Here is a 12,033-nt window from a genome sequence, read left to right as displayed (position 1 = left end):
GATAAGCGTAGACGATGGACGTTAACAGATTAAGACACCCGTCTGCCCAAACGCGTCAGTCCGCGAGGGGCTGAAATGCGAAAGAAACGCTCGACCACCTCTTCACGCGTAGCAGGGGTCACTAATGACACCAGAACAAATAGCGGCAAATTGACCATGAGCCCCCAAAAACCGGCATGAATGCCGAGCGGGTGTCGCCATAGCGTGGTGAATGCTACCGTCACTACGAAACCGCCCAAAATGCCCGCCATAACGCCCAACCTAGAGGCGCGAGGCCAAAAGAACATACCAATGAATGCAGGCAACACCTGCGACGCAAAACCAAGCCCAACCAGCAGGATCATTACTAGGCTACCCGGCTCGGCAATCGCCAGCGGCGCAATCAGCAAGAACATAATGGGTAGAATCAAAAGCCGCGCCAACTGGGCGGTGTCACCCTCCGAGAGCTTGAAAAGCGGCTGCAGCACGTCTTTACTCACGGAAAGGGAAACCGAGTGAATGAATGGCTCGCTGGAAGACATGGAGGCTGCCAGGGTGCCCGCGCCCAGCAGCCCCACCAGCACCACGGGCAAGTGCTGCATGGCGTATTCCAGCACCACGGTATCTGCCCGCGCCAGCTCCGGCAGCGAGAAAATACCGATAAAGCCCACCACCACCATGGGCAGAATCACCACGTAATAGGTAGGCAGCCACGTTGCGCTACGGCGAATGGTACGTGCGGAGGAGGCGCTCATCCACTGCGTCCAGACGGGGGGCATGAACGACAGCATCGAGACGATGATCGACGTGGTCCAGAAGCTAAAACTCATATCGCCCCCCGCGCCGGGGAGGGTCAGAAACTCGGGGTGCTCTGCGGCGATGCGTTCAAATACGCCCGTAAAACTCAGCCCGCCGGTGGCGCTGTGTACGGCCCACAGGCCTACCGCCCAGGCCACCGCCAGCATCAGCACACCCTGGAACGCGTTAGTGCGGCCTATCGCCCGCTGCCCGCTGGCGTAGAGATACACGGCTATACAAGTCAGCACCAACAGCACGCCTAGCCAAACGGGTATCAACCCGCCGCTCATCACAAACAGGATATAAGCGGAACCAATGGTTTGTAGCACTGCGTAGGCCACCGAGCCCACCGCCATCACCAGCGCGGAGAGCGCCCCTAGCGCAGGGCTTTGATAACGGTCGGCAATGGCGCTTGCTTGGGTCACATGGCCAAACTGCTCGCCGAACTGCCATACCTTCGGCCCGAAGTACCACGCCACCAGCGCTAAATAGGCCAAATAAACCGCCACATAAAATACCGCCACGCCCTTGGAGTAGGCCCAGCCCGGTGCGCCCATGAAGGTGTAAGCACTCACACTGCCCGCCGCGATCAGTAAGTAGAGGGTCACTGGCCCCATACTGCGCCCAGCCACGCCCCACTCTTCTAGCGTATTCATAGAGCGCCCCGCCCGTGCGCGAAGGCCGATCAACATGGCGGTGGCCACGTATAACAGCGTGATCACTAACGGCCAGGCACTATTCATGGTCGTCTCGCTCTACAATGCGATTGCCCACCAGCATGACCGCTACGCAGGAGAGGATGATCACATAGCTCCACACCACCAGCAGCGGCAACCCCATGACCAGCGTGGCCCGGTTCACCCAACCAATCACTGGCCAAATACCGGCCAATACTAGCGCCACAAAGGCAATGAAAAGCCCCCAGCCCGCCCAGGACGTGGGCAGCACAAAAATACGTCGCATGTCATATCCATCATGATGAAAGGAAGTCAACACCACCACGGCTGTCATGGCGGTGTCGCGGCGCGTTGCCATACTGGCAGCCACCCTAGCCGTTAAGTCGTTCATGATGAAGATTTTAATGCTTTCCGACGTCTATTTCCCTCGGGTGAACGGCGTGCCGACGTCGATCGAAAGCTTTCGGGGGGCGCTGGAACGAGGATACCCAGGCGGAAGCTCTAGTCCGCCTGTATCACTCTCTGTGTCCCAATGCATGGGGGTCATCACCCGCCTAATGGCCAAGCCGACTATCGAGAAATCTCCTGCCGTACGATTGCCGCGCCAGCGCTCAGCGCCTTCAGCTTACCCTGGGCGACTTCACGAGGCAGGGGCGTCATACCGCAGTTGGTGCAGGGGTAGAGCTTGTCGGCATCGACGAACTGCAGCGCCTTGCGCAGCGTGTCGGCGACCTCTTCCGGCGTCTCGATGGCGTGGGTGGCCACGTCGATGGCCCCAACCATCACCTTCTTGCCGCGAATCAGCTCGATCAGCTCCATCGGCACGTGGGAGTTCTGGCACTCTAGCGAAACGATGTCGATGTTCGACGCCTGCAGCTTGGGGAAGATCTCTTCGTACTGGCGCCACTCCGACCCGAGCGTCTTCTTCCAATCGGTATTGGCCTTGATGCCGTAGCCGTAGCAGATATGCACGCCGGTCTCGCAGGTGACGCCTTCGATAGCTTTCTCCAGGGCGGCGATGCCCCAGTCGTTCACCTCATCGAAGAAAACGTTGAAGGCGGGCTCATCGAACTGAATGATGTCCACGCCAGCCGCCGCCAGATCGCGGGCTTCCTGGTTGAGGATCTTGGCGAACTCCCAGGCCAGCTTTTCGCGGCTCTTGTAGTGGCCATCATAGAGCGTATCGACCATGGTCATGGGCCCGGGCAGCGCCCACTTGATCGGCTGGTCGGTCTGCTGGCGCAGGAACTTGGCATCCTCGACGAAGACCGGTTTTTCCCGCGATACGGGGCCGACCACCGAGGGCACGCTGGCCTCATAGCGGTCGCGGATCTTGACGATCTCGCGCTGCTCGAAATCGACGCCGTTCAAGTGCTCGATGAAGGTGGTGACGAAGTGCTGGCGAGTCTGCTCGCCGTCGCTGACGATGTCGATGCCCGCCAGCCGCTGATCGTGCAGCGACACCCGCAGTGCATCCTGCTTGCCTTGGGCCAGCTCCTCGCCCTGCAGCTTCCAGTCCGACCAGAGTTTTTCGGGTTCGGCCAGCCAAGCGGGCTTGGGCAGGCTTCCGGCCGTCGATGTGGGCAGCAATGTCTTCATAACAATATCCTTGGTAAACAGTGAATCAAAGGGCGACATCGGCCGACCAGCGCTCGAGCACGTGACGGAAAGGTTCGATGAAGTAGCGCTCGGCAAACTTGCCCTGCTCGACGGCCAGCTGGCTACGCTCTTCGCGGTCGTACTCGATACGGGTCAACGAGTAGTCCTGATGGGTCAGATGCGGTTGATAGACCTTACCTGCCGCCGAGTTAGCGTTGTAAATTTCCGGTCGATAGATCTTCTGGAACGTCTCCATGGTGCTGATGGCGCTGATCAGTTCGAGATCGCTGTAATCGGCCAGCAGATCGCCGGAAAAGTAGAACGCCAGCGGTGCCACGCTATGGGGCGGCATGAAGTAACGCACCTGCAGGCCCATCTTGGCGAAATAGAAATCCGTGAGTGACGATGTGTCGTTCACGTATTCGACGCCCAGCACCGGGTGGCGATTTTCCGTCTGACGATACACCTTGTTGCTGGAAACGCTGAGACAGATCACCGGCGCCTTGCTGGCAACGGATCGATACGCCTCGGAGTCGACGAAACGCTTGAACAGCTTGCCGTGAAGATCGCCAAACCCCTCCGGAATACCAAATTCCGACCGCTCCTTGTTGTGCTCCGAGAGCCACACGCTGAAGTCGTAGTCGCGGACGTAGGAGGAGAAGTTGTTCCCCGTCATGCCCTCGATGCGTTTGTCGAGATGCCGATCGATGATGGTCGTCTTCAACATCTCGATCGCCGGGAAGGTAGCGCCTTCAGCCGCCACGCTTAGCTCGCCGGTAATGATCTCCAGCTCGACGGCGTAGCGATCTGCCTTGGGGTTATCCCAATGGGCCAGGGTATTGAAGCGATTGTCGATCATGGTCAGCGCGTTACGCAGGTTTTCCTGGCAGCGCTCGCCTCTCGCCAGATTGGCGAAGTTGGTCGTGGTACGCGTGCTCTCGGCAGGACGGTAGTTTTCGTCGAACCGGACGCTCTTGATATCGAAGGTAAAGTCGTAGCTCATCGCGAACAAACACCCTGTTGGTCGAGATTGGCGACGGCGCCCCAATGCAGCTCAGCGCTCGATGCCATGTGTGACGTTTCGATAGACGGGCGTTAGCGCCACGTCATCGAAGAGGATGTGTTCTTTATGCCAGACCCACCATATGAATGAAAAGCGACATTAATTCAACTCATCATGAGAAAACCTCATGATGAGTTGTTTGGCAGGGCGCTTACCCCTGTTGAAACGGATACACCGAGCCAATGTTCAGCAGCTGCGTCAGCTCATCCAGCGCGGTGAGCACCTCCGTCGCGAGCTGCGGATCGGCCAAGTCGTCGGTAGCGAGGCGGTCGCGGTAGTGGCGGTTCACCCAGGCGGTGAGGTCGCTATAAAGTGCCTCGTTGAGCAGTACACGGCCAGTCAGCGCAGCGCGCTCGGCTTCCGACAGCACCACGCGCAGGCGCAGGCAGGCGGGACCGCCGCCGTTGCGCATACTTTGCTTAACGTCTTTAACGATCACTTCGCCAATAGGGTTATTGCCCGCCAGGATGAAGTTTTGAATCGTGTTCCACACGGCTTCGCGCTCTTGGCACTCGCTGGGCACCACCAGAGTCATGGTGCCATCCGGGTTGGAGAGCAGTTGCGAGTTGAACAGGTACGACGCCACCGCGTCTTCCATGCTCACCGCTTCCATCGGCACCCGAATGGGAATCAGCGGCGTACTCATTTTGGCGCGCAGCTCGTCCAGCGTGCGCTCTTCATCGAGAAATGCCATTTCGTGGTAGAGCAGCACCGGGCCGTTGCCCACGGCAATCACATCGTTGTGGAACACCCCAGCATCGATGGCCTCCGGGTGCTGCTGGGCAAAGACGGTCTGGGCGTCGCTCAACCCGTGCTGGCGGGCCACCGCCTGGCTGGCTTCCAGCGTTTGCCGGGCGGGGTAGCGCTTGGGTTCGTTCCGCCCGCCGCTAAACGCCTGTCGGCCATACACGAACAGGTGCACGCCGGGCTCGCCATACTCGCCGCACAGGCGGGTGTGGTTGGCCGCCCCTTCATCGGAAAATGCGGGCGTGGCAGGCAGCACCGGGTGATGGGCAAAGTGCTGCTCATCGCGAAAAATCGCTTGCAGCACGCGGCCGGTAGTCTTCGGCTCTAGGTAGCGATGAAAGCTGGATTGCAGGTTGGCGGGGGTAAAGTGCACCCGACCATCCGGTGCATCGACGCTGGGGGTAATTGTGCCTGCGTTAGCCGTCCACATGCTGGAGGCTGAACATACCGCCCGCAGCAGCTGCGGCGCTTGCTTCGCGGCTTGAGCGAGGATCTCGCTGTTGCTGCCGCTAAAGCCTAACGCTCGCAGCGCGCCCAAATCAGGCCGCTGCTGAGGAGGCAGCACGCCTTGGGCATAGCCCGCGTCCATCAGCGACTTCATCTTGGCCAGCCCCTGCAGCGCCCCCTCTTTGGGGTTGGAGACCAAGCCACCGTGGCTCATGGAGGCCACGTTGCCGTGGGCAAGCCCCGAGTAGTTGTGGGTAAGCCCTACCAAGCCATCGAAGTTGACTTCGCGAATGCTGTTCAGGCTCATAGATTGACTCCCGGCGGCAGGGTTTCGGGCATTTCCAGGCTTTCCGCCTCCATGGAGGCGACCGGGTAAGCGCAGTAGTCTGCGGCGTAGTAAGCACTGGGGCGGTGGTTGCCGCTGTCGCCTACGCCGCCGAAGGGCGCATCGCCAGAGGCTCCGGTGGTCTGGCGGTTCCAGTTCACAATGCCTGCGCGAATACGCAGCAGGAAGTCGTCCCAATCCGCCTGCTCGCCACCAATCAACCCGGCAGAAAGGCCATAGCGGGTGTCGTTGGCAAGGGCCAGCGCCTCATCCCAATCCGCGTAGCGATGGATTTTCAGCAGCGGGCCGAAGTGCTCCTCGTCGGGCACGTCTAGGCCCGTCACGTCGATCAGCGCGGGGCTGAGCAGGCTGGTATTCTCCTTGAGGCGCTGCATACGGTTAATCACCGTGCCGCCCATGGCTTCCAGTTCATCCTGGGCGTTGAGCAGGCCATCGGCGGCGGCAACGCTGACCAATCCGCCATAAAACGGCGCTGGCTCCTCGTCGAACTGCCCCGCCACGTGCAGCTTGGCGATGGCATCAGAAAGCGCATCGATGAGGCGGTCGCCCACCTCGCCTTGGGGCACCATCAAGCGGCGGGCGCAGGTGCAGCGCTGCCCCCCTGAGAGAAACGCCGACTGGAGAATCGTCAGCACGGCAGCGCGCTCATCCTCCACATCTTTCACCACCAGCGGATTGTTGCCGCCTAATTCCAGCGCGAGGATTTTATCCAGCTGCCCGGCAAACTGCTGCTGCAGCATGCCACCCACTTTGGCACTGCCGGTAAACAGCAGGCCATCGATACCCGGGTGGGCAGAGAGCGCCTGTCCCACGGCCACCCCGCCCTGCACGAGGTTGATCACCCCAGCAGGCAGCCCGGCTTCTATCCAGCACTGCAGGGTGAGATCCGCGGTGAGCGGGGTTTGGTCGCTGGGCTTGAACACCACGGTGTTACCCGCCAACAGGGCGGGCACCATATGGCCATTGGGCAGGTGGCCAGGGAAGTTATAGGGGCCAAACACCGCCATGACGCCGTGGGGGCGGTGGCGCAGTACCGCTTTGGCACTGCCGACGGCTTTTTCACGCTCCCCGGTGCGCTCGTGGTACGCCTTGATGGAGAGCGCCACCTTGCCCACCATGGCGCCGACTTCGGTACGCGCTTCCCATAGCGGCTTGCCGGTTTCTGCGGCAATCGCCACGGCCAGGTCTTCCTGGCGCGCCTTGAGCACCTCGACGAACCGCTCCACCAGCGCCTGACGCTCAGCAAAGGGCGTGCGCGCCCAGGTCGGGAATGCCGCTCGCGCCGCCTCCACCGCAGCGCCGACTTGGCTGCTGGAAGCTGCCGCTCCTTGCCAAAGCAGCATACCCGCCACCGGATCATGCTTGGTAAAAGGCTCGGCGTTGCCGACGACCCAAGCGCCGTTGATCAGTTGTTGCTGCTGGGCATGCATGTTCTGGGGGTGCATCGTGCTCTCCTTCACTGAGTTTTTGTCGTCTTGGCGCGGGTCGAGGGGGGCGCTTAGATTGCCAATATTAGGTTTCCAGCAGGCGAACGGCGTCGCCGGTGGAAACGCCTAGCCGCTCGGCCTCGTCGGGGGTGAGCACAATCGTGCTGCTATCTGCCGGGCCGCGGCCGATCCAGCTCGCGGTAAAGTTCAGCATTTGGGTAGATGCCGCCAGCCAGCGGCTAACGCTCTCTTGCGGCGCGCTCGCTGAGACTTCCACCTGATAAAGCTGCGAGTTGCGAATCGCCCGCACGTCATCGATGTAGGCCTCCACTGTGGGGCCACCATCGAAAATGTCGATATAGCCTTCCCAGCGCAGCCCCTCTTTTTTAAGCATCTCCAGCGCCGGCCGGGTGTGACGGTGCACCTGCCCGATACACGCCCGCGCCTCTTCCGACATAAACGTGGTGTAGATCGGGAACTTGGGCATCAGCTCGCCGATAAAGCTCTTCTGGCCCAGGCCGGTCAAGCGGTCGGCTTCGTTGAAATCCATGGGGAAGAAGTGTTTCCCCAGGCTCTCCCAGAAGGGACTAACGTTATTCTCGTCGAACACGCCGCGCATCTCGGCCAGCACTTTCTGCGGAAAGCGGTCGCGGAACTGGGCAATGAACAGCCAGCGTGCTTTGGAAAGCAGCGCCCCGTTACGCAGGTGTTTGTTGGCCTCGCCGCGATACTCGGGGCGCAGAAACAGCGAACACACCTCGGCGTCGCCGGTATGGTCGGAGCTCAAGAACAGCGTATCGATGGTGCGATGCAAATCGAGCTGTACCGACGAGTGCGCCAGCGTGCCAAGCCGGTAGTTGTAGAACGGCACTTCACGCCCTACCTGGCCTTCGATGGCGCAACAACCTGCTAGCTCGCCGTTGGTTTCATCTTCTAGCACGAAGAAGTAGAGACGGTCGTCCACTGGCGTACGCTCTTCGAACGCGCGGGCGGCGGACTCGATCTTACCGGCCAAAAACTCGCGGTTATCCGGCAGCGAGGTAAAGCCAACACCGGCCTGCTGCGCAAGCGCCTGGAGCCCATCCAGATCATCACGGGCAATGGGTCGAATGCGCATTACATCTCTCCTTCATCGAGCGCGTCCACGGCGCTGGGCAGGGTTAACGGCGCCGCCAGCACCGCCCGCCCCTCTTCTACACCCAAACGCTCAGCGTGCTGCGGCGAGAGCATCAGCTGCCCCGTGGGCGAGAGTGCGTAGCGCGCGACGATACAGCGGAAATCACTCAGCGTTTGGTTGGCAATCATCGCCGGTTCGGCATCAGGTAGCGCGTGCTCGGGGCGTATCCGTACCGGGTGCCAGGCGGCGCGGCGGAAGGTTTCCAGGCGCTCGCGCTCGGCTTTGACGATGGGGCCTGCATCGAAAATATCCACGTGTCTGGAGCGCACGAACCCTTCGGCCAGCATTTCGCCCAGCGCCTCTTCATGGGCAGGATGCTCGCGGCCAATGGCAGCACGGGCCTGGGGCGTGAGCAGTGGCAAATAGAGCGGAAACTGCGGCATCACCTCGGCGATGAAGCTCTTTGAGCGCACGCCCGCTATGTGATTCATTTCTTGGAAGCTGCGGGCAAAAAAGTGGCGGCCCACGCTCTCCCAGAAGGGGGATTCGTTCTGGCTATCCAAAAAGCCGGGAAAGGCCACCGCCAGAATCCGTGAGAAACGCTCCGGGTACTGGGCGATAAACATCAGCCGCGCCCGGCGCAGCAGGCTCTCCGCGCTGGTGCCTTTGTAGCGCGGGTTAAGCGACAGCGCGCAAAGCAGCGTGGCATCCGAGGCTTCATGAGACAGCGCCAGCGTTTGCACTTCACGGCGCACGTTGAGCTGCTGAGAGGCGTGAATCAGCGTCTCTTGGCGGTAGGTGTAGTAGGCCTCGGCAGCCCCCGCCTGGGCGCGGATAGTGGCCGTGCCCAGCACCTCGTTGCGGCTATCGTCCGCCAACACGAACATATAGTGCTCGTTACCGGGGTACTCGATCTCGCTGGCGAATGCTTCTTGGGAGCGCACGATGCGCTCCTCAAGACGGTCGCGATTGGCGGGCAGGTTGGTAAGCCGAGGCACCGCATGTTCTGCCAGTTGCTCTAAGGCGGAAAGGTCAGCCAGGGTGACCGGTCGGATTACCAACATGTTTAACGCCCCCTCTTGTGTGACTTGCGCCTGACTCATGCGCTAGCGACAAGTCGCTTGATGGCACGCTCGAGACGTGCCATGCCCTCGGCGATGTCTTCCTCGGGAATCACCAGCGAGGGCGCCATACGCAGCACGTTGGGGCCTGCAATCAGCGCCATCACGCCCTCTTCAATCGCCAACGGCAGAATATCTTTGGCACGGCCTTCGAAAGCGTCCGACATCTGGGCACCCATCAGCATGCCCATACCACGGATCTCTTTGAAAACGCCGTGTTTGCGGTTGATGGTTTCCAGGTGCTCGCGGAACAGGTCGTGGCGGTGTTTAACACCTTGCAGCACCTCCGGCGTATCGATGAACTCGACCGCCGCCAGCGCCACCGCTGAGGCCAATGCGTTACCGCCGTAGGTAGAGCCGTGGGTGCCGATGGCTAGCGATGTGGCGATGGCATCGGTGGTCAGCATGGCACCAATCGGGAAGCCGCCGCCCAGCGACTTAGCGCTGGTGAGAATATCCGGGGTAATGCCGAAGTTTTTATAGGCATACAGCTCTCCGCTGCGTCCAACGCCGGTTTGCACTTCATCGAAAATCAGCAGCGCGTTGTGCTCGTCACACAGATCGCGCAGGCCCTGCAGGAACTCTTGGGTCGCGGGGACGATCCCGCCCTCGCCCTGCATCGGCTCAACCATGATGGCGCAGGTGTCGTCGCCCACGAGCTTACGCACGCTCTCCAGGTCGTTGAAGTTGGCGTGCAGAATGCCGCCCGGTACCGGGCCAAAACCTTGGGAGTACTTGGGCTGGCCGCCTACGCTCACGGTGAAGAACGTGCGGCCATGGAACGACTGGTAGAACGAAATGATTTTGTCTTTATGCTCGCCGTAGTGGTCGACCGCCCAGCGGCGTGCCAGCTTCAGCGCGGCTTCGTTGGCTTCACCGCCGGAGGAGCATAAAAAGACCTTATCGGCGAAGGTGCGCTCGGTAAGGGTTTTGGCCAGTTTGAGCGCCGGTTCGTTGGTGAATACGTTGGAGAGATGCCAAAGCTTTTCGCCCTGCTCTTTCAGCGCATTGACCAGCACCGGATGGCAGTGACCCAGGGAGTTCACCGCAATACCGCCAGCGAAATCGATGTACTCGCGGCCTTCTTGGTCCCACAAGCGGCTGCCTTCACCACGTACCGGAATAATCTGCTGCGGCGCGTAGTTAGGCGTCATGTAGTGGTCGAAGTCTTGACGGTTCGGGGTGTGGCTCATGGGACAGTACCTCCAGTGGAGTAAGCGATGGATTCAGTATACGGGGGGCGTAGGACGCCCTGCTTTCAGTATTGGGACGGTAAATTATGAAAAGCTGCGCCTACCCCAGCCGCTCTTCCCGCGGGGTGATCCCAAAATGGTTACGGTAGGCGGTGGAAAAGTGCGCGCCCGAGGAGAAACCGGTCATCAGGGCAATGTCGCCCACGGGACGGTCGCTCTCTCTGAGCTGCTTGCGGGCTTCCTGCAGCCGCAAGTCCAGATAATAACGGCTTGGCACCGCCTGCAGGTACTTCTTGAATAGTCGCTCCAGCTGACGCCGGGAGATCCCCAAATGCTCGGCCAGTTCCAACGTCGAGAGCGGCTCTTCGATATTGGCTTCCATAAGAGTCACCGCATCTACCAAGCTCTGGGGCGCGTGGCCCAAACGGTTGCGCAGCGGCACGTGCTGGCGCTCATCGGCTAAGCGAATACGGTCGCAAACAAACTGTTCAGAAACCTGCTCGGCCAAGCGCGGGCCGTGATGCTTGCCAATTAGCGTGAGCATCATATCCATAGCGGCGGTGCCGCCCGCGCAGGTCAGGCGGTCACGATCAATTTCAAACAGCTGTTGGGAGAGCGTCACCTGGGGATAGGCTTGGGCAAACGCATCGAAGCGCTGCCAAGGCAAGGTAGCGCGGTAGCCTTCCAGCAAACCACAGCGGGCGAGCACCTCGGTGCCTCCGGCCAAACCGCCGATAGCAACGCCACGGCCATGATGGCTACGCAGCCACTCATTGAGCTTCGCGGGCAATACGTAGGGTAGCGGCGTAGGCGCACACACCAGCAGTAAATCCAGCGGGCCAAGGGGGGCTCCTAACGCATGCTGCGCGATGAGCGAAAGCTGCGCGCCGCTGCGCACGGGCTCTTCATCTAGGCTGAGGGTAACGGTGTGGTAAAGCATCTGGCCGCTCAGCTGATTGGCCATTTGCAGCGGCTCAATAGCGCTGGCGTGAGCCAGCAGCGAAAACCCAGGCAGCAACACAAACGCCACCCGCCTGCGTTGGCTTGGGGGTGGCGTTAACGTACTGGAATGCATGTGAATTCGCTGTGCTGCCTATTGCGCTGCATGAAAACCGCCGCTGGTGGACTGGATAAGGCGTTCTATTTAAACGCTATCTTACTCAATTGCGCGATTGAAGGCAGCGCCATGTCCACGCAAACAAAAACAGGACGCAAAAATACAAATTGCCGAGCCTAGGCCCGGCAATAAGCACAACAGCAAACGCTCACTTTAGCCGCCGCTATTGCCTAGCCCCAACATGACAATGCCAGCGACGATGATGCCCATAATCACGATGATTAACGGCAGCATTTTATGCAGCCCATTCGCAGACTTTTTCGCTTCTGGCTGTTGTTGGGGCTGCGAGGTCTCGAAATCTTCAGGTATGCGCTCGCTCAGCACGTGCTCTTTCTCTTCTTCCGGGGTTTTGCTCTCTCGGGTATCCATACGTCACCTCATCCAGTCCGGTCGATGATTCAT

11 protein-coding genes are annotated in these 12,033 nt (G+C 60.4%); all 11 read right to left on the bottom strand.

The features are described from left to right. Positions 1-29 precede the first annotated feature (29 nt). The 11 genes from NH344_RS10960 to NH344_RS10910 all read right to left on the bottom strand — a co-directional run bounded on the left by NH344_RS10960 (position 30) and on the right by NH344_RS10910 (position 12,000). The gene (locus NH344_RS10960; protein ID WP_172416367.1) at positions 30-1,520 is read right to left on the bottom strand and encodes a sodium:solute symporter family protein; all 1,491 of its coding nucleotides are present in this window, start codon (positions 1,518-1,520) and stop codon (positions 30-32) included. Beyond that, positions 1,513-1,812 (bottom strand): hypothetical protein, encoded by a 300-nt coding sequence (locus tag NH344_RS10955; RefSeq protein WP_228168647.1) that lies wholly within the window; start codon positions 1,810-1,812, stop codon positions 1,513-1,515. Before NH344_RS10955 ends, NH344_RS10960 begins: the two co-directional genes overlap by 8 nt. A gap of 212 nt (positions 1,813-2,024) precedes the next feature. Beyond that, positions 2,025-3,053: a methionine synthase gene (locus tag NH344_RS10950; RefSeq protein ID WP_172416368.1), complete on the bottom strand. Its 1,029-nt coding sequence runs from the start codon at positions 3,051-3,053 to the stop codon at positions 2,025-2,027. A gap of 25 nt (positions 3,054-3,078) precedes the next feature. Further along, positions 3,079-4,056 carry a DUF1852 domain-containing protein gene (locus NH344_RS10945; protein WP_054641288.1) on the bottom strand — a complete coding sequence of 326 codons (978 nt, stop codon included), beginning with the start codon at positions 4,054-4,056 and terminating at the stop codon, positions 3,079-3,081. 211 nt (positions 4,057-4,267) lie between these two features. Then, entirely contained in the window at positions 4,268-5,617 is a 1,350-nt protein-coding gene (gene astB / locus NH344_RS10940) for an N-succinylarginine dihydrolase (protein ID WP_253027905.1), read from the bottom strand. Further along, positions 5,614-7,086, bottom strand: a complete 1,473-nt coding sequence (gene astD / locus NH344_RS10935; protein WP_137093527.1) for a succinylglutamate-semialdehyde dehydrogenase — start codon at positions 7,084-7,086, stop codon at positions 5,614-5,616. Before astD ends, astB begins: the two co-directional genes overlap by 4 nt. 82 nt (positions 7,087-7,168) lie before the next feature. Next, positions 7,169-8,200, bottom strand: a complete 1,032-nt coding sequence (gene astA / locus NH344_RS10930; protein ID WP_137093509.1) for an arginine N-succinyltransferase — start codon at positions 8,198-8,200, stop codon at positions 7,169-7,171. Beyond that, positions 8,200-9,264, bottom strand: a complete 1,065-nt coding sequence (locus NH344_RS10925; RefSeq protein ID WP_253027904.1) for an arginine N-succinyltransferase — start codon at positions 9,262-9,264, stop codon at positions 8,200-8,202. Before NH344_RS10925 ends, astA begins: the two co-directional genes overlap by 1 nt. Positions 9,265-9,299: 35 nt before the next feature. Then, the gene (locus NH344_RS10920) at positions 9,300-10,514 is read right to left on the bottom strand and encodes an aspartate aminotransferase family protein (RefSeq protein ID WP_253027903.1); all 1,215 of its coding nucleotides are present in this window, start codon (positions 10,512-10,514) and stop codon (positions 9,300-9,302) included. Between the two features lie 100 nt (positions 10,515-10,614). Next, positions 10,615-11,589 (bottom strand): GlxA family transcriptional regulator, encoded by a 975-nt coding sequence (locus NH344_RS10915; protein ID WP_172514762.1) that lies wholly within the window; start codon positions 11,587-11,589, stop codon positions 10,615-10,617. 195 nt (positions 11,590-11,784) lie between these two features. Then, entirely contained in the window at positions 11,785-12,000 is a 216-nt protein-coding gene (locus NH344_RS10910; RefSeq protein ID WP_054645133.1) for a hypothetical protein, read from the bottom strand. Between the last annotated feature and the right edge of the window lie 33 nt (positions 12,001-12,033).

It is taken from the genome of Halomonas sp. Ps84H-12, assembly GCF_024124725.1.
GTDB lineage: Bacteria > Pseudomonadota > Gammaproteobacteria > Pseudomonadales > Halomonadaceae > Vreelandella > Vreelandella aquamarina.
Note: the sequence above shows the minus strand (reverse complement) of the source record. Positions and strands in the feature narration are given on the sequence as shown.

What these genes read in the sequence shown, in the direction of transcription:
- NH344_RS10915 (WP_172514762.1), bottom strand. Translation starts at nt 11,589, where the DNA reads ATGCATTCCAGTACGTTAACGCCACCCCCAAGCCAACGCAGGCGGGTG.
- astD (WP_137093527.1), bottom strand. Translation starts at nt 7,086, where the DNA reads ATGCATGCCCAGCAGCAACAACTGATCAACGGCGCTTGGGTCGTCGGC.
- NH344_RS10955 (WP_228168647.1), bottom strand. Translation starts at nt 1,812, where the DNA reads ATGGCAACGCGCCGCGACACCGCCATGACAGCCGTGGTGGTGTTGACT.
- NH344_RS10950 (WP_172416368.1), bottom strand. Translation starts at nt 3,053, where the DNA reads ATGAAGACATTGCTGCCCACATCGACGGCCGGAAGCCTGCCCAAGCCC.
- astB (WP_253027905.1), bottom strand. Translation starts at nt 5,617, where the DNA reads ATGAGCCTGAACAGCATTCGCGAAGTCAACTTCGATGGCTTGGTAGGG.
- NH344_RS10925 (WP_253027904.1), bottom strand. Translation starts at nt 9,264, where the DNA reads ATGTTGGTAATCCGACCGGTCACCCTGGCTGACCTTTCCGCCTTAGAG.
- NH344_RS10920 (WP_253027903.1), bottom strand. Translation starts at nt 10,514, where the DNA reads ATGAGCCACACCCCGAACCGTCAAGACTTCGACCACTACATGACGCCT.
- NH344_RS10910 (WP_054645133.1), bottom strand. Translation starts at nt 12,000, where the DNA reads ATGGATACCCGAGAGAGCAAAACCCCGGAAGAAGAGAAAGAGCACGTG.
- astA (WP_137093509.1), bottom strand. Translation starts at nt 8,200, where the DNA reads ATGCGCATTCGACCCATTGCCCGTGATGATCTGGATGGGCTCCAGGCG.
- NH344_RS10945 (WP_054641288.1), bottom strand. Translation starts at nt 4,056, where the DNA reads ATGAGCTACGACTTTACCTTCGATATCAAGAGCGTCCGGTTCGACGAA.
- NH344_RS10960 (WP_172416367.1), bottom strand. Translation starts at nt 1,520, where the DNA reads ATGAATAGTGCCTGGCCGTTAGTGATCACGCTGTTATACGTGGCCACC.